Origin of the sequence: Vibrio sp. CyArs1, from assembly GCF_022432925.1 — a bacterium.
Classification (GTDB): domain Bacteria; phylum Pseudomonadota; class Gammaproteobacteria; order Enterobacterales; family Vibrionaceae; genus Vibrio; species Vibrio mediterranei.
Map to the genome: position 1 here is coordinate 15,800 of NZ_JAKRBO010000008.1, position 21,587 is coordinate 37,386.

At 44.8% G+C, this 21,587-nt stretch carries 19 protein-coding genes; 9 read left to right on the top strand and 10 right to left on the bottom strand.

The annotated features are described in order from the left end of the window. Positions 1–51 precede the first annotated feature (51 nt). The gene (metH, locus tag MMA19_RS20515) at positions 52–3,729 is read left to right on the top strand and encodes a methionine synthase (protein ID WP_240207104.1); all 3,678 of its coding nucleotides are present in this window, start codon (positions 52–54) and stop codon (positions 3,727–3,729) included. A gap of 64 nt (positions 3,730–3,793) precedes the next feature. Here the strand turns inward: metH and MMA19_RS20520 are convergent, their stop codons facing one another. Continuing rightward, the gene (locus MMA19_RS20520; protein ID WP_006075528.1) at positions 3,794–5,062 is read right to left on the bottom strand and encodes a CNNM domain-containing protein; all 1,269 of its coding nucleotides are present in this window, start codon (positions 5,060–5,062) and stop codon (positions 3,794–3,796) included. Between the two features lie 104 nt (positions 5,063–5,166). Continuing rightward, the gene (locus MMA19_RS20525; protein ID WP_038224308.1) at positions 5,167–5,961 is read right to left on the bottom strand and encodes an inner membrane protein YpjD; all 795 of its coding nucleotides are present in this window, start codon (positions 5,959–5,961) and stop codon (positions 5,167–5,169) included. A 172-nt stretch (positions 5,962–6,133) separates the two neighbouring features. Here MMA19_RS20525 and ffh point away from each other — a divergent pair, with 172 nt between their 5' ends. The 5 genes from ffh (at position 6,134) to rplS (ending at position 9,741) form a co-directional block, all read left to right on the top strand. Further along, positions 6,134–7,513, top strand: a complete 1,380-nt coding sequence (gene ffh / locus MMA19_RS20530) for a signal recognition particle protein (RefSeq protein ID WP_006075530.1) — start codon at positions 6,134–6,136, stop codon at positions 7,511–7,513. Positions 7,514–7,734: 221 nt separating this feature from the next. Then, positions 7,735–7,983: a 30S ribosomal protein S16 gene (gene rpsP / locus MMA19_RS20535; protein WP_031494887.1), complete on the top strand. Its 249-nt coding sequence runs from the start codon at positions 7,735–7,737 to the stop codon at positions 7,981–7,983. A gap of 20 nt (positions 7,984–8,003) precedes the next feature. Beyond that, positions 8,004–8,561 (top strand): ribosome maturation factor RimM, encoded by a 558-nt coding sequence (gene rimM, locus MMA19_RS20540; protein WP_031494889.1) that lies wholly within the window; start codon positions 8,004–8,006, stop codon positions 8,559–8,561. Between the two features lie 34 nt (positions 8,562–8,595). Beyond that, positions 8,596–9,345, top strand: a complete 750-nt coding sequence (gene trmD, locus MMA19_RS20545; protein WP_038224311.1) for a tRNA (guanosine(37)-N1)-methyltransferase TrmD — start codon at positions 8,596–8,598, stop codon at positions 9,343–9,345. Positions 9,346–9,387: 42 nt separating this feature from the next. Then, positions 9,388–9,741, top strand: a complete 354-nt coding sequence (rplS, locus tag MMA19_RS20550) for a 50S ribosomal protein L19 (RefSeq protein WP_006074418.1) — start codon at positions 9,388–9,390, stop codon at positions 9,739–9,741. Between the two features lie 199 nt (positions 9,742–9,940). Here rplS and yacG read toward each other — a convergent pair whose 3' ends face one another. From yacG to nadC, 8 genes are all read right to left on the bottom strand, one after another. Next, positions 9,941–10,135: a DNA gyrase inhibitor YacG gene (gene yacG / locus MMA19_RS20555; RefSeq protein WP_006074419.1), complete on the bottom strand. Its 195-nt coding sequence runs from the start codon at positions 10,133–10,135 to the stop codon at positions 9,941–9,943. Positions 10,136–10,156: 21 nt separating this feature from the next. Next, positions 10,157–10,897, bottom strand: coding sequence for a cell division protein ZapD (zapD, locus tag MMA19_RS20560; RefSeq protein ID WP_031494891.1), 741 nt, complete (start codon positions 10,895–10,897; stop codon positions 10,157–10,159). Between the two features lie 31 nt (positions 10,898–10,928). Beyond that, complete coding sequence (coaE, locus tag MMA19_RS20565) at positions 10,929–11,537, bottom strand: dephospho-CoA kinase (protein WP_006074421.1); 609 nt, start codon at positions 11,535–11,537, stop codon at positions 10,929–10,931. A 2-nt stretch (positions 11,538–11,539) separates the two neighbouring features. After that, entirely contained in the window at positions 11,540–12,409 is an 870-nt protein-coding gene (locus MMA19_RS20570) for an A24 family peptidase (RefSeq protein WP_124940291.1), read from the bottom strand. Between the two features lie 42 nt (positions 12,410–12,451). Continuing rightward, entirely contained in the window at positions 12,452–13,678 is a 1,227-nt protein-coding gene (locus tag MMA19_RS20575; protein WP_240207105.1) for a type II secretion system F family protein, read from the bottom strand. A 10-nt stretch (positions 13,679–13,688) separates the two neighbouring features. Then, a complete protein-coding gene (gene pilB, locus MMA19_RS20580) occupies positions 13,689–15,380 on the bottom strand; it encodes a type IV-A pilus assembly ATPase PilB (RefSeq protein WP_240207169.1) in 1,692 nt (563 codons plus the stop codon). Beyond that, positions 15,380–15,859, bottom strand: a complete 480-nt coding sequence (locus MMA19_RS20585) for a pilin (RefSeq protein ID WP_240207106.1) — start codon at positions 15,857–15,859, stop codon at positions 15,380–15,382. The genes pilB and MMA19_RS20585 overlap by 1 nt, the downstream gene beginning before the upstream one ends. Before the next feature lie 241 nt (positions 15,860–16,100). Then, the gene (gene nadC / locus MMA19_RS20590; protein WP_006074430.1) at positions 16,101–16,991 is read right to left on the bottom strand and encodes a carboxylating nicotinate-nucleotide diphosphorylase; all 891 of its coding nucleotides are present in this window, start codon (positions 16,989–16,991) and stop codon (positions 16,101–16,103) included. Positions 16,992–17,126: 135 nt separating this feature from the next. Here nadC and ampD point away from each other — a divergent pair, with 135 nt between their 5' ends. The 3 genes from ampD (at position 17,127) to aceE (ending at position 21,583) form a co-directional block, all read left to right on the top strand. Next, positions 17,127–17,711 (top strand): 1,6-anhydro-N-acetylmuramyl-L-alanine amidase AmpD, encoded by a 585-nt coding sequence (ampD, locus tag MMA19_RS20595; protein WP_006074431.1) that lies wholly within the window; start codon positions 17,127–17,129, stop codon positions 17,709–17,711. Positions 17,712–18,095: 384 nt separating this feature from the next. Next, on the top strand, positions 18,096–18,863 hold the full coding sequence (gene pdhR / locus MMA19_RS20600; RefSeq protein WP_240207107.1) for a pyruvate dehydrogenase complex transcriptional repressor PdhR: 768 nt from the start codon (positions 18,096–18,098) through the stop codon (positions 18,861–18,863). A gap of 56 nt (positions 18,864–18,919) precedes the next feature. Next, entirely contained in the window at positions 18,920–21,583 is a 2,664-nt protein-coding gene (gene aceE / locus MMA19_RS20605) for a pyruvate dehydrogenase (acetyl-transferring), homodimeric type (RefSeq protein ID WP_240207108.1), read from the top strand. The last annotated feature ends 4 nt before the right edge of the window (positions 21,584–21,587 follow it).

Sequence of the window (21,587 nt, forward strand, 5' to 3'; positions counted from 1 at the left end):
CTAAAAAATCTATGATACGATGACGGCATAAGCAAGGAATGAGGCAGTATCGTGGGAAGTAACGTAAGACAACAAATAGAGAGTCAGCTAAGGCAACGAATTCTACTGATTGATGGTGGTATGGGCACCATGATTCAGGGTTATAAGCTTGAGGAAGAAGATTACCGTGGTGAGCGCTTTGCTGATTGGCCGAGTGATCTAAAAGGTAACAATGACCTTTTAGTATTGACTCAGCCAGCACTTATTAAAGAGATCCATAGTGCTTATCTGGAAGCCGGCGCGGACATCTTAGAGACCAATACCTTTAACGCTACCACGATAGCAATGGCCGACTATGATATGGAATCGCTCAGCGAGGAAATTAACTACCAAGCGGCAAAGCTGGCTCGTGAAGCTGCAGATGAGTGGACGACTAAAACGCCAGACCGACCTCGCTATGTTGCTGGTGTACTTGGCCCAACCAACAGAACCTGTTCAATATCTCCCGATGTGAATGATCCTGGTTATCGTAATGTCACGTTTGATGAATTGGTAGAAGCGTACTCAGAATCAACACATGCACTGATCAAAGGTGGCTCAGACCTAATCCTTATCGAAACTATCTTCGATACACTCAATGCGAAGGCGTGCGCTTTTGCCGTCGAATCTGTATTCGAAGAGCTTGGTTATGAACTGCCAGTGATGATTTCGGGCACAATTACCGATGCATCCGGACGAACTCTTTCAGGTCAAACAACAGAAGCTTTCTATAACGCGTTACGTCACGTAAGACCGCTTTCCTTTGGCTTAAACTGCGCTTTAGGCCCTGATGAGCTTAGACAATATGTTGAAGAAATGTCGCGTATTGGCGAGAGCTTTGTTTCTGCTCACCCTAATGCAGGCTTACCTAACGCCTTTGGTGAATATGACTTGTCGCCAGAAGATATGGCAGAGCACATTGGTGAGTGGGCGCGCAGTGGCTTCCTAAACCTCGTTGGTGGTTGTTGTGGTACGACACCGGAGCATATTCGTCAAATGGCGAATGCTGTTGAAGGTGTCACTCCTCGTCCTCTACCAGAGCTACCTGTAGCTTGTCGACTATCAGGGTTAGAGCCACTGACGATTGAGAAAGACTCTTTATTTATTAACGTTGGTGAACGTACTAACGTAACTGGCTCTGCACGATTTAAGCGCCTTATTAAAGAAGAGCAATATGACGAAGCGTTAGAGGTTGCTCGTCAGCAAGTCGAAAACGGCGCGCAGATCATCGATATCAATATGGATGAAGGCATGCTTGATGCCGAGGCGTGCATGGTTCGTTTCTTAAACCTGTGTGCTTCTGAGCCTGAAATCTCTAAAGTACCAATCATGGTTGACTCATCAAAATGGGAAGTGATTGAAGCTGGCCTGAAGTGTATTCAAGGTAAAGGCATCGTTAACTCGATTTCCATGAAGGAAGGCAAAGAGAAATTTGTCGAGCAAGCGAAGTTAATCAGGCGCTATGGTGCTGCGGTTATCGTGATGGCGTTTGATGAAATTGGTCAAGCAGAGACACGTGAGCGTAAGCTAGAAATTTGTACCAACGCCTACAATATTCTTGTCGAAGAGGTTGGGTTCCCTCCTGAAGATATCATTTTTGACCCTAACATTTTCGCAGTGGCGACAGGTATAGAAGAGCACAACAACTACGCTGTGGATTTCATTGAAGCCGTTGCCGACATTAAACGAGACCTCCCACATGCCATGATTTCTGGTGGTGTGTCTAATGTCTCGTTCTCTTTCCGCGGTAACAACTATGTCCGCGAAGCAATTCATGCCGTGTTCCTTTATCACTGTTTTAAAAATGGTATGGACATGGGTATCGTAAATGCTGGTCAGCTTGAGATTTACGACAATGTGCCGGAGAAATTGCGTGAAGCGGTTGAAGATGTCGTACTTAACCGCCGTGATGATGGCACCGAAAGACTGCTTGATATTGCCGCTGAGTATGCCAATAAGGGAGTGGGCAAAGAGGAGGATGCCAGTGCACTTGAATGGCGCACTTGGCCGGTCTCAAAGCGTTTAGAGCATGCTTTGGTAAAAGGTATCACGGAGTTTATTGTTGAAGATACCGAAGAGGCGCGTGTTAATGCGTCTAAACCTCTGGAAGTCATTGAAGGGCCATTAATGGATGGCATGAACGTGGTGGGTGATCTGTTTGGTGAAGGCAAAATGTTCTTACCTCAGGTTGTAAAATCCGCTCGTGTTATGAAACAGGCGGTTGCCCATCTAGAACCGTTTATTAATGCAGAGAAACAAGCAGGTTCTTCAAATGGTAAGATCTTACTTGCGACAGTGAAAGGCGATGTTCACGACATTGGTAAGAACATCGTTGGTGTTGTATTGCAATGTAACAACTACGAAATCATTGATCTTGGCGTTATGGTGCCGTGCGAAACGATTCTTAAAGTCGCCAAAGAAGAGAATGTGGATATTATCGGTCTGTCCGGACTGATTACTCCATCTCTTGATGAGATGGTTCATGTAGCAAAAGAGATGGAGCGTCAAGGCTTCACATTGCCTCTGTTGATAGGCGGTGCTACTACATCCAAAGCGCACACGGCAGTGAAGATCGAACAGAACTACAGTGAACCTGTTGTTTACGTGAATAACGCATCTCGTGCGGTTGGTGTTTGTACTTCACTGTTATCTGAAGAGCTTAAACCAGCCTTCATTGAAAAGCTTGATATCGATTATGAACGCGTGCGCGATCAGCACAACCGTAAAAAGCCAAGAACTAAACCGGTGACGCTTGAAGAAGCCAGAGCAAACAAGGTGGCTATCGATTGGCAAAACTACACGCCACCGATTCCAGCGAAGTCGGGCGTGCATGTATTCGAGAACTTTGAGGTCGCAACACTAAGAAATTATATCGATTGGACACCTTTCTTTATGACTTGGTCGCTGGTGGGCAAGTATCCCGCGATACTAGAGCATGAAGAAGTAGGTGAAGAAGCGAAGCGATTGTTCCATGATGCCAATGAGTTGCTAGACCGAGTTGAACGTGAAGGCTTGCTAAAAGCAAGTGGCATGTGTGCCTTGTTCCCAGCGGCATCTGTCGGAGATGATATTGAAGTATACACTGATGAATCTCGCACCCAAGTTCGCAAAATACTGCATAACTTGCGTCAGCAAACTGAAAAGCCTAAAGGGTTCAACTACTGTCTCTCTGATTATGTAGCACCAAAAGAAAGCGGTAAGCAAGATTGGATTGGTGCGTTTGCGGTAACTGGTGGTATTGGTGAGCGTGAGCTGGCTGACGAGTACAAAGCCCAAGGTGACGATTACAATGCGATCATGATCCAAGCGGTTGCTGATCGTTTGGCAGAAGCGTTTGCAGAATACATGCATGAGAAAGTTCGTAAAGAGATCTGGGGTTACTCAGCAGATGAAGCCCTGTCTAATGACGATCTGATTCGTGAAAAGTACCAAGGTATCCGACCAGCACCTGGTTACCCAGCCTGTCCAGAGCATACGGAAAAAGGTGCGTTGTGGGAGCTACTCGAAGTTGAGCAAACTATCGGCATGTCACTGACTTCTAGCTATGCGATGTGGCCAGGTGCTTCTGTGTCCGGATGGTATTTCTCACACCCTGATTCTCGATACTTTGCAATTGCACAGATTCAACAAGATCAGGTAGACAGCTATGCTGATCGTAAAGGTTGGGATCAAACGGAAGCTGAGAAGTGGTTAGGGCCTAATATCAACTAGGTTGTTCCATTTGGAAGTAGAGAAAACGGCACCTCTTGGTGCCGTTTCTTTTAATACTGGTTGGTTATTTTTTGTTCTTTGGAAAAACTTTGACCATCTTGATACGGTTCTCTTCCAGTTCAACAATTTCCATTTGATGCTCCGCAACTTGAACACTCAGGTGGCTTTCAGGAATATCTTCCAAATACTCCAGCATTAAACCATTCAATGTTCTAGGGCCATCTGTTGGTAGGTTCCATTTAAGGCCTTTATTAATGTCTCGGATGTTGGCACTGCCTTCGATCAAGAAGCTACCGTCCCCTTGTGGCGTAATTTCATCAGAGAGTGTTGGCGCCATTGAGGTAGTGAACTCACCAACGATTTCCTCGAGAATGTCTTCAAGGGTGACTAGGCCATTAATATCACCGTACTCATCAACGATCAGTCCTATGCGTTCTTTATTACGTTGGAACTTTAGCATTTGCACGTTGAGTGGCGTCCCTTCAGGAATGAAGTAAACCTCATCAGCACTTCGGAGCAGGGTTTCTTTGGTGAATTCGTTTTTCTCCAACATTAAACGATAAGATTCACGTAGACGCAGCATCCCAACTACTTCATCAATCTGATCACGATACAGCACCACACGACCATGAGGTGAGTGGGTTAACTGACGAACAATTGATTTCCAATCATCATTAATATTGATGCCAGTAATCTCGTTGCGGGGGATCATAATGTCATTCACGGTCACGTGTTCAAGATCGAGAATAGAAATCAGCATATCTTGGTGACGTCGTGGGATCAGCGAGCCAGCTTCATTAACTACTGTTCTCAGCTCCTCCGAGCTTAAATGATCTTCATCATTGTGATTAACGCGAATACCCAATAAGCGAATAAAGCCGTTAGTAATAAAGTTAACTAAAACAACCAGAGGAGACAGAACCTTCATCAGAATGGTCAGCAAGATACTGCTCATAAAAGAGACGCGTTCTGGATACAGGGCGGCGAGCGTTTTCGGTGTGACTTCGGCAAAGACCAAAATAATCAGAGTTAGTGCACCTGTGGCAATGGCGACACCAATATCACCATAAAGGCGTAAACCGATGACGGTGGCTATGGCTGAGGCGAGAATATTAACGAGGTTGTTACCGATGAGAATTAACCCAATCAACCGATCTGGGCGATTGAGTAAGCGCTCGACGCGTTTCGCGCCTTTGTGGCCAGTCTTAGAAAGATGTTTAAGTCGATAGCGGTTCAGAGACATCATCCCTGTCTCTGAGCCGGAAAAGTAGCCGGAAATTACAATTAGACCTGCAAGGATTGCAAACAAAATACCGGTCGAAATGTCGTCCAAAACTTCAAAATTCCTTTAGTTAATAGCTGGTTAATTAATGAACCATTTATACTGTGTTGTCAACGCGACATTCGTAGTGTGCTAAATAGAGCATATCAAGCCATTTAGCTTAGTATGATTTCCCTAACGAATCGGCTACCGAAGTATGCCAGAGTCAGCAAGGTTGCGCCTGCAACAGCAAACCAAGTCACTTTTTTGCCTCGCCATCCTTTGCGGTAATGTCCCCAAAGCAATACTGAGTAGATAATCCAAGCCAAGAATGAAAGCACACCTTTGTGAGCTTTTCCTTGAGCAAACATATCTTGAACAAACACAAAACCAGTAAGAAGCGTTGCGGTAAGCAGACCAGTGCCAATCAAAATGATCTTGAAAAGCTGTCTTTCAACCATCATTAAAGGTGGAAGATTAGGATTAATGGTCAGTGCTTTCTTATTCTTAAGCTTATGGTCAAGCCACGCTAATTGAATTGCGTAAAGCGCACCAATGGAGAGCGTAGAATAGGAAAAAAGTGCTAACGAAATATGAATTAGCAGTTTTGGATTGTGCTCCAAGTGAGTAATAAACGCAGTTGGAACAAAAGCGGCGGCGGAGAGATTAATGGCGGCAAAGCCGTAAACCACAGGCAATAAGAACCAAATTCGCGTTTTAAGCATAGCAATGCTCATAAACAGCGAAATAATGAAGCCAATTAATGAAGCGACATTCAAGATGCTGAGGTTTTGTCCACTGCCACTTAAGATGAGATCACTGAGTAGCCACGCATGAAAAGCTAGTGCTAAAACCGCACTGACGAGAACAGTTTTTGTACGGATCCCGACCTGGTGGACCAAGCCTGGGATAATTGTAACGATGGCCAGCACATAAAGAATAGCGGCCGCAATTGCGATTAAACTGTCCATTTTTCCTAAAAAATCGATTGCTTAGAGCTGGAATTATACCCTGCATCGACTCAATGAGCCATCGCAGAAGTAAAAAGTATTGACTCGTATTTGATCTTGTTAGGTATGACTCTCACTGCTGGCTAAGGTATACTCACTACAATTGATCGCAATTTACAGCGAAGAGAAAGAAATGTTTGAGAATTTAACGGATCGTCTATCCAAAACGCTGAAGAATATCAGCGGCAAAGGTCGTCTGACCGACGACAATATTAAAGATACTCTGCGCGAAGTTCGCATGGCGCTTCTAGAAGCCGACGTTGCTCTGCCAGTAGTTCGAGATTTCATCAAAGGCGTAAAAGAGCGTGCCGTTGGTGTTGAAGTTTCTAAATCCTTAACTCCAGGCCAAGAGTTCATCAAAATCGTTCAAGCTGAGCTTGAGTCGGTCATGGGTGAATCCAACGAAGCACTGGACCTAGCTGCACAGCCGCCGGCGGTCATCTTAATGGCAGGTCTGCAAGGTGCGGGTAAAACGACCAGTGTTGGTAAACTCTCTAAACTGCTGCATGAGCGTGACAAGAAGAAAGTTCTTGTGGTGTCTGCCGACGTTTATCGTCCAGCTGCGATCAAACAGCTAGAAACACTTGCTACCGATATTGGCGTTGATTTCTTCCCTTCATCAGCAGATCAAAAGCCAATTGATATAGCCAATGCAGCTATCGATCATGCGAAGAAAAAGTTTTATGACGTATTGATTGTCGATACCGCGGGTCGTTTAGCGGTAGACCATGAGATGATGGATGAGATTAAAGATCTCCATTCAGCAATCAACCCAGTCGAAACGCTGTTTGTTGTCGATGCGATGACAGGTCAGGATGCCGCGAACACAGCAAAAGCTTTTGGTGATGCGCTGCCATTAACGGGTGTCATCTTAACTAAAGTCGACGGTGATGCTCGTGGTGGTGCGGCGCTTTCTGTTCGTCATATTACGGGTAAACCAGTTAAGTTCTTGGGTGTGGGTGAAAAGACTGACGCACTAGAACCTTTCCACCCAGATCGTGTTGCATCACGTATCTTAGGCATGGGTGACGTTCTTTCTCTTATCGAAGATTTACAACGTAATGTTGATACCGATAAAGCAGAAAAGATGGCGAAGAAGTTCAAGGAGAAGAAAGGTTTCGACCTAGAAGATTTCCGTGAGCAACTTGGTCAGATGCAAAATATGGGCGGTATGATGGGAATGATGGACAAGCTACCAGGCATGTCTAACTTACCTGATAACGTTAAAGACAAAGTTGACGACAAGATGTTTAAGCAGATGGAAGCGATCATCAACTCAATGACAATGAAAGAGCGTCAACGTCCTGAATTAATTAAAGGTTCTCGTAAAAAGCGTATCGCTGCAGGTTCTGGTACTCAAGTGCAAGATGTTAACCGTCTCTTGAAGCAATTCACTCAGATGCAAAAAATGATGAAGAAGATGCAGAAAGGCGGCATGCGCGGAATGATGCGCAACATGCAAGGCATGATGGGTGGCATGGGCGGCGGCGGCTTCAATCCATTTGGTCGCTAGCCGTGGATTGGTTCAGGTTTCAGTCCCTTAAGTTTCAAACTGTTATCTGCGTCACACGAGAAATGCCAGCCAAAAACTGGTGAAAAAATAGCTAAACCCCTTGCAATGCCTCGGAATAAGAGTAAAATTCCGGGGCTTTATTTTGGCACGAGACCTCAGGTTGCTCATTAGAGAAACACTTCTGAGGTCATTTTTATTATTGAGAAAGCAAAGAGGACGATATGGTAACCATTCGTTTGGCACGTCACGGCGCTAAGAAGCGTCCATTCTATCAAATCGTAGTAGCGGACAGCCGCAATGCAGCGACTGGCCGTTTCATCGAGAAAGTGGGTTTCTTTAACCCAACTGCTACTGGTCAAGAAGAAGGTCTACGTCTAGACCTAGAGCGCGTTAACCACTGGGTTGGTCAAGGCGCAACAGTTTCTGACCGTGTTGCTAAGCTAGTTAAAGACGCTCAAAAAGCGGCTTAATTATTAGTTTAGTTAGCAGTATGTCGTCGATGAAAGGTAAAGAAACTATGAGCAATACTCCCGAAAGAATTGTTGTAGGTAAATTTGGTTCTACTTATGGCATTCGTGGATGGCTTAAAGTGTTTACCTACACAGACAATCCTGAAAGTATTTTCGATTACAGTCCTTGGTACATTAGTCAAAAGGGCGAATGGGTCGAATTGAAAGTTGAAAGTTGGAAGCGCCATAACAAAGGTATGGTGTGTAAACTTGAAGGTCTTGAGGTTCGTGAAGAAGCTCACCTACTAACTAACTTTGAAATTGCAATTGATCCAGCTGTGCTTCCTGAACTGTCAGAAGATGAGTTCTACTGGCGCGAATTGTTCGGCATGAAAGTAGTGACCACAAAAGGTTACGACCTAGGTGAAGTAACCGACATGTTGGAAACGGGTTCGAACGATGTTCTGGTTGTGAAAGCAAATCTGAAAGATGCTTTTGGGCAAAAGGAACGGTTGATACCGTACCTTGAAGAGCAAGTGATCAAGAAAGTTGATCGCGAAGCTCAACGGATCGAAGTTGACTGGGATCCTGGATTCTAATCCTTAATTGGTAACTGAAAGAGCGAGAGAACAGATGTGGGTTGGCGTAATTAGCCTTTTTCCAGACATGTTCCGCAGCGTTACTGATTATGGAGTAACAGGTCAAGCGGTTAAAAAAGGTCTACTGTCGATTGAGACATGGAATCCTCGTGATTTCACTCACGACAAACATCGCACTGTCGATGATAGACCCTACGGTGGTGGTCCTGGCATGTTGATGATGGTTCAGCCATTGCGCGATGCCATTCACGCAGCCAAACAGGCATCACCGGGTAAGACGAAAGTTATTTACCTTTCTCCTCAAGGTCGTAAGCTCGACCAGATTGGGGTAGAAGAACTAGCGAAAAACGACAACCTTGTGTTGATTTGTGGACGCTACGAAGGGGTAGATGAGCGCATCATCCAAACAGAGGTTGACGAAGAATGGTCAATCGGAGATTTTGTGATGACAGGTGGGGAAATCCCAGCCATGACGCTAATCGACTCAGTCTCACGGTTTGTTCCGGGAGTACTAGGCGATTTTGCTTCAGCAGAAGAAGATTCTTTTGCAAATGGCTTACTAGATTGTCCACACTATACGCGCCCTGAAGTTCTAGACGATTTAGAGGTACCAAGTGTCCTCAAGTCTGGTAACCATAAGGACATTCGTCGCTGGCGACTTAAGCAGTCGTTAGGCCGTACTTGGCTAAGAAGACCGGAGCTCCTGGAAAACCTAGCTCTGACTGACGAACAGGAACAATTACTTGCCGAGTTCATAAAAGAGCATCGAGTTAATAGCAAGTAACCTATTTAATTTAGTATCAGTTTATTCTAGGAATTTAAGAACATGAGTAACATCATCAAGGCTCTTGAAGAAGAGCAAATGAAATCAGGCCTACCTAAATTTGCACCAGGTGACACTGTTGTAGTTCAGGTTAAAGTAAAAGAAGGTGACCGTGAGCGTCTACAGGCTTACGAAGGCGTTGTAATCGCTATCCGTAACCGTGGTCTTCACTCTGCTTTCACTGTTCGTAAGATCTCGAACGGCGAAGGTGTTGAGCGTACGTTCCAAACTCACTCTCCAATGGTTGATAGCATCGAAGTTAAACGCCGTGGTGCAGTACGTCGTGCCAAGCTGTACTACCTACGTGAGCGTTCTGGTAAGTCTGCTCGTATCAAAGAGAAACTTGCTAAGAAGTAATGCTATTTTACTAGCGTTCTCAAGTATTAAGCGGAGCCCAAGGGCTCCGCTTTTTTTTATGTTTAAAGTTAACACATTAGCACTTTTACTTATGTGTCCGGTTAGAACTGTTAGCTATGAGCCCGGTCAGTACGTTTTGGTAAGATCCCTGCCTACGCAGGGATGATGAGAGGTAAATGGCGGTAATTTCTAGACGAAGTTAATAATTATCTTCAGACCAGCCATCGCTGTCAGACATATCTGGTGCGCCAGGAATGGTGTTCTCTTCGTCGGCCCACTCACCAAAATCAATCATTTGACACTGCTTTGAGCAAAACGGGCGAAAAGGGCTGTCTTCGTTCCATACAACTTCAGCTTTACATTGAGGGCATGGAACAACGGTTGGTTTACTCATAGTGATTCCTGAGTGTTATTTTCAGCTGCAAACAGCTAATTCAAATTCAATATCATTAGGGTAGGCTTGACCTGATTCAAAGGCAATAAACTTCACTGCAAAGCGGTTTTTGTGCCCTGAAATCATTGGGTAGACACCGTACTCCATTGGAATGGTTAGACGAAGGATATTGGCTTCTTCAGCGTCACTTTGATAAAACCCAGAGCGGGCAATTTGTTTCTTAAAGCGACCAGTCTCACGAGTGAGCTTCAGCCATAACTGAAGGGCATTCATAAGTGGTTTGACTGACGCTAACCAAGCTTCAGCATCATGCATACGTTTTTCAATCGGCAGATGTAACCAGTAATGCAATGACGGAAGATCGAAACAGCATGAACCACCCGGCAGTCCAAATCGTTGGCGGATTGCGCTGAGGAAGCGATCTTCTTTCAGGGATTGACCGAATCGTTCGGCCATCATCAAGTCTTTATGTACACCATCTAGATCCCTTAAGATCGAGCCTAGCATTTCCTGATCGACGTCATCGACATTAAGCCATGCACGATAAGTTTGGCGTTGCTTCTCAAGATCTTTAGCAAGTTCGCTTTTGAGCTGGATTTGTTCAAAGATCTCCAGTAAATCAAACAGTGATTTGAAGAAAATTTGATACTGATAATTATCTGAAAAAGACGAGGAGTGCTGAAGCTGTCTCAATAGAGATTCAACTCTTAGGTACATTCTTGTTTTTTCATTAAGAGGGTGTTCGAATCTATTTGTGATCATCTGCTAGCCTTTAAACGCTTCCCTGCTATTTTCACCGATTTTGTTCGCATAATGCTAGGTACTTTTGGTGTAATTCTGTGACTTGGGACAAAAGTTGAGCGTTATCAGTATTATTATCAATCACATCGTCAGCATGCAATAAACGAGTTTCTCGGTCTACTTGTGATTTGAGTATAGAACGCACTTGTGACTCAGGCACCCCATCACGTGTCATTGTTCGGTAAATTTGTGTTTCTTCACAGACATCTACAACTAAAACACGGTCAGCCATAGTTTGCAGCCCATTCTCGATGAGAAGTGGAACTACGAATAGGGTATAAGGGCTGGTGGATGCATCCAGTTGTGATTGCATGCGCTCTCTGATCATCGGGTGCAGTAAGTTATTTACCCAAAGTTTTTCGTCCTCATTAGCAAAAATACGCTCCCGAAGTGCGCTGCGATTAAGAGAACCATCAGCTTGGAGGATCGCAACACCAAAGTGTTGCGTTAAAGCGTCAAGACCTGCCGAACCTACTTCTACAACTTCTCGAGCAACAAGGTCTGCATCGACCACATCAATGGCGAAGTTATCGTGAAAAAGGTTGGCAACGGTGGTTTTTCCGCTGGCAATACCGCCGGTAAGCCCAATAACAAATCCCATGGTTACATCCCTATATACGACGTGAGGTAGTATTGAATAAGCTGCTCGCCCCACAATGCGCTAATCCAACCGGCAATAGCGAGATAAGGGCCGAAAGGAAATGCAACATCAATCCCTTTCTTTTGCATTCGCAATTGAACGAGACCAAATAAAACCCCGACAACGGATGACATTAAGACGATCAGAGGCAAGTGTTGCCAGCCTAACCATGCTCCGAGAGCTGCCAGCAACTTAAAGTCACCGTAGCCCATACCCTCTTTACCTGTTAGTAGTTTAAACAGCCAGAAAATGGACCATAAGCAGAGGTAGCCAGCCATGGCACCAATTACAGAATCCGTCAACGAAATTGGAGAGATGCCTAATAATGCTAGTGCAATGCCTAACCACATCAGAGGTAAGGTAAGCTGGTCTGGCAACAGCATGGTATCGAAGTCAATAAAAGTGGCACCGATAAGCACGAAGGTAAAGACGATTAACGCTAAGCTATATTCACTATACCCAAGTTGCCACGCTACGGTTGCACACATGGCTGCCGTCAGGAGCTCAATAAGTGGGTAACGAGCACTAATTTTATGACTGCAATGATGACACTTGCCCTTAAGTAACAACCAGCTGAGTACAGGAATATTATCGATAATTCGAATCGGTGTATGGCATTTTGGGCATGCCGAGCGCGGCACGCTAAGGTTAAATTTATCTTCTGGAGGGGCAATTTTGTACTCAGGAAAGGCTTCGGCACATTCTTCGCGCCAACCACGCTCCATCATTATCGGTAATCGATAAATGACGACATTCAAAAAACTGCCAACGATCAAGCCGAAGAGAGCCGCAAAAGCAGGGAAGAGCCAAGGATAATAAGAAAATGCGTCCATTCTTGAGTATGAAACCGTAAAATCAGTGAGTTATTGCCTATGTTAGCCTATTACCGACATTAAGTTAAAGATAGGTAAGTACATTGCAATCACTAACCCGCCAATTATTGTGCCAAGGAAGGCAATAACCAAAGGTTCGATGATTGTTCCTAAGTTGTCTACGATGTTATCGACATCCGCCTCATAGATGCTAGCGATCTTATTGAGCATTTCATCTAACTTGCCAGTTTCTTCACCTATCATGACCATTTGCAGCACCATCTCAGGGAAAGCGAGACTGTTTCGCATTGCTAAATGAACAGGTACGCCCGCTACGACATGAGTGTGTATAGAAAAAATAGCTTGTTGAAAGTAAGCGTTCTCTGTTGTTCTTGCGCTCGCTTGTATGCCTGTGAGTATCGGTATTCCAGAACTAAAACTGGTCGCTAATGTTCGGCTAAATTTGGCAATGGTTGCTTTGGTAATGATGTCGCCAACAACGGGTAGTTTGATGGCTAATTTACTTATATATAATTCGGCAGTAGCATTTTTAAGGCTAATAAACTTAATGCTAGCAATCAATAAACCTAGAGAAACAACGCTAACCAGTCCGTATGATTGGCTCCAGTTTGATAGCTCCAGCACCTCGGATGTGAACCAAGGTAAATTGGCATTGAACCCTTTAAACATCGATTCAAATTCAGGAATCACACTCGTAAGCATCAAATAGGTTACGGCACAAGAAACTATCAGCACCATACTTGGATATATCATGGCTTTAACGACTTTAGACTGCAGAGCATCATGTTTTTCACGATATGTTGCTAACCTATCTAACGTCACCGCAATGTTTCCGGACGATTCGCCCGTCGCAATCATATCGATATAGAAGCGGTCAAAATGTGTACTTAGTGCTTGTAGCGCTTGAGCGATAGGGACGCCACTCTCCACTCGGCTAGCGACCTGATTAAGGACCGATTTCATTTCGGCTTTGGAGTGGCTTTCAGAGATAAGCTTAAGGGCTTGAACAAGAGGAACTCTTGTCGTCAGCAAAGTAGCCAATTGCCTAGTGAATAGAGTGATGTCTTTGCGTGAAATCTTGTGGGTTAATCTGGTCAAAAACGAAATGCGATGGCGAGAAATTTTTCTGATATGGATTTGCTGCCGACCTAATTGATTTCTGACCTCCATTTCGGTTAAAGCAAGGATTTGCCCCTTGGCTTTTGCGCCAGATCGATCAACACCTCTCCAGCGGAACTTTCTTAATGGCATAGGAAGCGGGTTAGGCATAGGGGCATTCTCATTCGAAATAAAGGACACGCTGTAGTTCTTGGTAGCTTGTCAGTCCAAGTGTGAGTTTTTCAAGCCCCGCTTGTTTAAGTGTCATCATTCCTTGTGACACAGCGATGACTTCAAGATCTTGAATACTGGCTTTCTGAAGAATGGCAGCGCTTAACTCGTTGGAAAAAACCAGCACTTCGTAAATACCGATACGACCCGAATAACCTCTATTACATTTGCTACAACCAACATCATTGGCTCTGTAAATCTTTTGGCTGGAGGATATATCGAGACTGCGGAGCAGATCTTTAGGTAGGTGATCTGGGCGCTTACATAAAGAGCACAAACGGCGAGCGAGCCGCTGCGCGATAATTAGCGAAAGTGAAGACACGAGGTTGAAGCTCTCTATTCCCATATTTTGTAGCCGTGTGATGGTCTCAAGTGCGGAATTAGTGTGCAAAGTTGACAGAACTAGATGACCTGTTTGAGCCGCTTTAACCGCAATCTCCGCTGTGTCGAGATCTCGTATTTCTCCCACCATAACCACATCCGGATCTTGGCGTAAAAAAGTGCGTAAGGCTGCAGAAAAACCAAAGCCTATCTTAGGGTTAACTTGAACTTGGTTTATCCCATCTAGATGTATTTCAATCGGGTCTTCGGCAGTAGAGATATTTCGCTCTGGGGTATTAAGACGTTTGAGTCCCGCATAGAGGGAGACGGTTTTGCCACTTCCAGTAGGCCCTGTCATTAACACCATTCCTTGAGGCTTGCGTAACGCTTGCAAGTAAAGGGTTTGTTGAGTGTCGTTATACCCTAATTGCTCGATATCCAAACGGGCAGAATTTAGGTCGAGAATTCTCAGTACTACCTTTTCTCCCCACATGGTTGGCAGGGTTGATACCCGGATATCCGTGGCGGAGTGGGGGGATAGTTTGAGTTTGATTCGACCATCTTGAGGAAGACGGCGTTCAGCAATATCTAGCTTAGCGAGAATCTTCAGGCGAGCGGATAGTCTGCGGCTTAATTGGATCGATGGCTGATGTGCCTCAATAAGAATACCATCACAGCGAAGTCGAATTCGATACTGGTGTTCGTATGGCTCAAAATGAATATCGGACGCTTTCTTGCTGACGGCTTCTAATAGGATTTGGTGAATGAAACGACTGACAGGCGAGTCATCCAGCATTAGCTCGTCGCAATGCTCAAGTTCACTCTCATTCACTTGTACTAAGTTTGCCAGTTCGTGGGAGGTGAGTTCCTTAGTCTGTTGGCTCCATTGCTCTTGACCGTCTCCATAAATTTTGCGTATTGCGGCGTTTATGTCTTGATGGTTAGCCAAGCTCAGTTCGATTTGTAATCCTGAGGCAAACTTAAAATCACTTTCTAACTGCGAAGGTGTGGGATCGCTGACCGCAACGGTTAGAACGTTGTCGCGCAGTAAAATAGGTAAGGCTTGGTATTGAGTTATGACGTCCCGTAAACCGAGTTGTTGGCACAATCTCGCATAGTCGTTGTCCTTTATCGACACTATTGGGAGTCCAAAAACTTCGGCTAGAACAGCAACAAGCTCTTGCGCCTGACAAAGGTTGAGCTCAGTTGCTCCTTCTGGAACGGAGCAACCAGATAGCATGGACAGGTCATATAACGCGGCTTCTTGCGTTTCATCGATGGCGTTAGCCTGTCTTAAAATAGATGGAAGAGTGGACGGGATCATTCGGGTACCGTTACTGAGACGCTTTTGGAATATTGACAGCCCTTTGGTAATACTCCGGATTCTTCCGTGGCAGTACTAATACATGCCCATCCGCCTTGAGCATTTCGTGCTAATGCCAATTTATAATTACTAACCGAAGGACTTGCGTTGGGGACTTGATCAAATGACAAAATGATATTGCCTGCACTGCTGACTCCAGCCTCGGCTTCAATGGCTTCAATAATAGCGTTGGGGAAACCTAATCGAGTTTTTAAGGCTGGTGTAGTTTCGGTATCAGGAAAGCTTCCTTGCTCAAGAGTGTACGGTTCGATATTGGTGCGAAGTCCCGATAAGGTCGCTAAAGCAGAGGCCGCCTCACTTTTTCCAATGTATTTTTGATATTGCGGTAGAGCGACAGCGGCGAGTACACCGATAACGGCAACCACAATCATCAGTTCGATTAAGGTAAACCCTTTTTGGTTAATTCCTTGGTGCATAGTGATTCCTCAGAGACGTAAAGCTTGAACATTAGAGGCATCACAGCTGACGTTGAAGCGACTAGATAAGCGCTTACGAGGAGGCGTGGATAATTAAAAGCAGACTTGCAAAAAATGAGAATGGTGTTGCGGAGCAAGTGGCGATTTCGGGTGTAGAACTCTGGATTGGGCAATGCTGGAAATAAAAAAGCGAAGCTCAAATAGGCTTCGCTTTAGTAAGATTCTCTCATTGAGAAATAGACTAGTCTTTAAATCTCATCGACAAGTCCATTGCTTTCAAGTGCTTGGTCAAAGCACCCACAGAAATATAATCAACGCCAGTTTCCGCAAACTCAGCGATGGTGTCCATAGTGACATTTCCTGAGTTTTCTAAAGCAGCACGGCCAGCGTTAATCTCAACCGCCTTGCGCATCATGTCGGTGCTGAAGTTATCGAGCATAATGATATCCGCTCCTGCATCGATGGCTTGTTGCAGCTCTTCTAGAGATTCCGTTTCGACCTCAACTGGTTTGCCTGGATTAAGCTGTTTCGCAGTTTCAATAGCTTTAGTGATACCACCACAGGCAATGATGTGGTTTTCTTTAATTAAGTAAGCGTCAAATACGCCAATGCGGTGATTAAAGCCACCACCACAAGCGACAGCATACTTCAACGCACTGCGCAGGCCAGGAATGGTTTTACGTGTATCTAACAGTCGGCACTCGGTATGCGCAATTTTCTCAGCGTACTGCGCAACCACGCTGGCGCAGCCAGACAGAGTTTGGATGAAGTTCATAGCGTTACGTTCGCCGGTAAGCAAGACTCTCGCAGGGCCTGTTAGTGTGCAAAGCACTTGATTCGGTTCCACCTTGTCACCATCTTGGACATGCCATTCAATGACGACTTCACCACCAAGTTGCTTAAAGACTTCATCAGCCCACATTTGGCCACAGAACACACCGTGCTCACGAGTAATAATCGTTGCAACATTCTGAGTCTCAGCCGGAATTAAACTTGCAGTGATATCCGCTGTGGCATCTAGTGTACCACCGAGGTCTTCGCGTAGTGTATCTGCCACGGCACGAGAGATTTCTGCTGGTAGTTGCTGCTTAAGATATTCGAGGCGTTCTTGACTGTTATGTGTGTTCTTCATCGCTAAAACTGTCTTTGTGGGGTAACAAAGTGCGCATGATACTCTTGCTTGTGCGGAATTTCAGCATCAATTCTCGCATTTTCTTTGTTGTTGGATAAAATCATAACGACATAGAGGTAGATGGAGTCTAGATGTATGCGCAGTAGCAATACAAATGAAGGTAAACAAAGCTTGGAGCTTATTGATGCTCAAGGGTGGTATTGTCATGCGCGAATTGTCCCATCTCCTCACTATGATGTCCGAACAGACACTAGTGATATATCACTGCTGGTTATTCATAACATCAGCTTACCGCCAGGCCAGTTTGGTGGCTCTTACATCGAAGACTTTTTCCTAGGCAAGCTCGACTCGTCAATTCACCCTTTCTTCAAAGTGATTGAGAACATGCGAGTATCTGCGCACTGTTTGATCCGACGTGATGGAGAAGTGGTCCAGTTTGTGCCATTTCTTGCTCGAGCCTGGCACGCAGGAGTATCGAGTTTTGCTGGCCGAGAGAAGTGCAATGATTACTCGATCGGTATTGAGCTTGAAGGGTCGGACTATGTGGCTTACACCGATGAACAGTACCTCAGTCTGCAACGCCTCAGTAGTGCCTTGATTCAATCGTATCCATTAATTACCCAACCACGTATTACAGGGCACCAATATATTGCCCCGCTGAGAAAGAGTGATCCCGGTCTTGTTTTTGACTGGGCTCGATTTAGAAAATCATTGTCATAAAAAACCATTGTTCAATTACTGAGCGGTTGGGTTTCGCTGCAGATTTATTTTGTTATTCAAATTATTAATAACCCGGCCTAGGGTTATTCCTTCCTTTATTGATATTGGTCAAGTTTCCTTGTCCGACAAAATGATTCCTTTGTTATTGATTTATAAGTGTTTTTATAGCACGCAATTTGCCCGATAAGTTTCTTGTATGTAATTGGTCTGACCATGAGTGTTGATGTTTTAATCTATAAATGTTTCAGAATGGTTAATGCAAGGCCGGTTCTATGATTTGAATCAATTTTTCACTAGACATCGGTGTTTTAAATGTGTTAATTTTTACGCCAATTTGAAATTGGTAATACCAATTAACTTCGAAAGAAAAGTAGAATAATAAATATGGCTTATCAAAGGATTCGTCAGCCGAAACTTTCTGATGTGATTGAACAGGAATTGGAACGCTTGATTGTTGAAGGGACACTTTCAGCAGGTCAACAGCTTCCACCTGAACGAGAGCTGGCTAAACAGTTTGATGTTTCTCGACCTTCTATTCGAGAAGCAATTCAGCGCTTAGAAGCGAAGAAACTACTTACCCGCCGCCAAGGTGGAGGTACGTTTGTGAGCGAAAATATTTGGAAAAGTTTCTCGGATCCGTTGCTAGACCTTCTATCTTCCCATAATGAAACGCAGCTTGACTTGCTCGAAGCACGTCATGCTATGGAAGGGATTTCTGCTTATTTCGCAGCATTGCGTGGTACCAATGAAGATTTTGCTCAAATTGAAAATTGCTTAGGCACTATTCGTAAAGTACAAGAAACCGATGACATCGAAGCAGAAGCTGCTGCGGTCATGGCTTTTCTTGTTGCGTTAACTGAAGCTGCACACAATGTTGTTTTGCTTCATATCGTGCGAAGCCTAGCACCACTGCTAGAGCAAAATGTTTTACAGAATTTAAAGTTATTGCACCGCCGAAGTGAAGTGGTGGAGAAAGTCAGTAAACACCGAGCTAATATCGTGGAAGCGATTGTTTCTGGAAAGCCTGAAAAGGCACGTGAAATGTCTCATTCACACTTAGCTTATATCGAAGAAACATTGTTGGATTTGACTAGAGAAGAGTCTCGACGTGAGCGCTCTTTAAGACGAATTCAACAAGATAGTGATTCTTAAAACTAGAAACGCTTACTTTTATTAAGTAGATCCAACCAACAGAAGGAAAGATCGCCATGTCTGACATGAAGCATGACGTAGATGCACTGGAAACTCAAGATTGGCTACAAGCACTTGAGTCCGTTGTTCGCGAAGAAGGTGTAGAACGCGCGCAGTTCCTACTAGAAACAGTTCTAGAGAAAGCACGTTTAGACGGCGTTGATATGCCAACAGGTATCAACACTAACTACATCAACACTATTCCAGCAGCACAAGAACCAGCTTACCCTGGTGATACCACGCTTGAGCGTCGTATTCGTTCGATTATTCGCTGGAACGCAATCATGATCGTATTGCGTGCTTCTAAGAAAGACCTAGACCTTGGTGGTCACATGGCTTCTTACCAGTCTGCAGCAGCATTCTATGAAGTGTGCTTCAACCACTTCTTCCGTGCTCCTAACGAAACAGACGGTGGCGATCTAGTTTATTATCAAGGTCATATCTCACCAGGTATCTACTCTCGCGCATTCGTTGAAGGTCGTCTAACTGAAGAGCAGCTAGATAACTTCCGTCAAGAAGTAGATGGTAAAGGTATTCCTTCATACCCACACCCTAAACTGATGCCTGAGTTCTGGCAGTTCCCAACAGTATCTATGGGTCTAGGTCCAATTTCTTCGATCTACCAAGCGCGTTTCCTTAAGTACCTAAACGGTCGCGGCCTTAAAGACACTTCAGCTCAACGTGTTTACGCCTTCCTAGGTGATGGTGAGATGGATGAGCCAGAATCACGTGGTTCACTGTCTTTCGCTGCGCGTGAGAAACTAGATAACCTATGCTTCCTAATCAACTGTAACCTTCAGCGCCTAGATGGTCCTGTAATGGGTAACGGTAGCATCATCCAAGAGCTAGAAGGTCTATTTAAAGGCGCTGGCTGGAACGTTGTTAAAGTTATCTGGGGTAACAACTGGGATGCACTACTGGCGAAAGATACGTCAGGCAAACTACTACAGCTAATGAACGAAACTGTAGATGGTGACTACCAAACATTTAAGTCTAAAGATGGCGCGTATGTACGTGAGCACTTCTTTGGCAAGTACCCAGAAACAGCAGCACTTGTTGCTGACATGACAGATGACGAAATCTTCGCGCTTAAGCGTGGTGGTCACGATTCTTCTAAGCTGTATGCAGCGTATAAAAATGCGGCAGAAACTAAAGGCCGTCCTACAGTAATCCTAGCTAAGACAGTTAAAGGTTACGGTATGGGTGATGCTGCTGAAGGTAAGAACATCGCACACCAAGTTAAGAAGATGGACATGACTCACGTACTACACCTACGTGACCGTCTAGGTCTTCAAGACATTCTAACTGATGAGAAAGTAGCAGAGCTTCCATACCTAAAACTGGAAGAAGGTAGTGCGGAATACGAATACCTACACGCTCGTCGTAAAGCACTTAAAGGTTACACGCCACAGCGTCTACCTAAGTTCACTCAAGAATTTAAAGTTCCTGAGCTAGAAGAGTTTGCGCCGCTACTAAGCGAGCAGAAGCGTGACATCTCAACTACGATGGCATACGTTCGTACGCTTAATATCCTGCTTAAGAACAAGAACATTGGTAAGAACGTTGTTCCTATCATCTGTGACGAAGCTCGTACGTTTGGTATGGAAGGTCTATTCCGTCAGATCGGTATCTACAACCCACACGGTCAGGAATACACACCAGAAGATAAAGGCATCGTTTCTTACTACAAAGAAGCAACCTCTGGTCAGGTTCTGCAAGAAGGTATCAACGAGCTAGGCTCAATGGCTTCTTGGGTTGCCGCTGCAACTTCATACAGCACTAACGATCTACCAATGATTCCGTTCTATATTTACTACTCAATGTTTGGTTTCCAACGTGTAGGTGATATGGCATGGATGGCAGGTGACCAACAAGCTCGTGGTTTCTTATTAGGTGCTACAGCTGGCCGTACAACACTAAATGGTGAAGGTCTACAGCACGAAGATGGTCACTCGCACATCATGGCGAACACAGTACCTAACTGTATCTCTTACGACCCAACATTCGCTTACGAAGTTGCGGTAATCATGCAAGACGGTATCCGTCGCATGTACGGTGAGAACCAAGAGAACGTGTTCTACTACCTAACAGTGATGAACGAAAACTACGCAATGCCAGCAATGCCAGAAGGTGCTGAAGAAGGCATCCGTAAGGGTATCTACAAGCTTGAGTCTTACGCTGGTGACAAGTCTAAAGTTCAGCTAATGGGCTCTGGTACTATCATGAACGAAGTACGTAAAGCAGCGACTATCCTAAGCGAAGACTACGGCATCGCCTCTGACGTGTTCTCTGTAACATCGTTCAACGAGCTAACTCGTGACGGTCAAGACGCAGAGCGCTACAACATGCTTCACCCAGAAGCAGAAGCGAAAGTACCTTACATTGCACAAGTAATGGGTACTGAGCCAGCAATCGCGGCGACTGACTACATGAAGAACTACTCTGAGCAAGTTCGCGCATTCATGCCTACTGAGTCTTACAAAGTACTTGGTACAGATGGTTACGGCCGTTCAGACAGCCGCGAGAACCTACGTCGTCACTTCGAAGTTAACGCAGGCTACGTGGTAGTTGCAGCGCTAACTGAACTAGCGAAGCGCGGTGATGTTGAGAAGTCTGTTGTGACTGAAGCAATTGCTAAGTTCAACATCGACACTGAAAAAACTAACCCACTTTACGCTTAATACA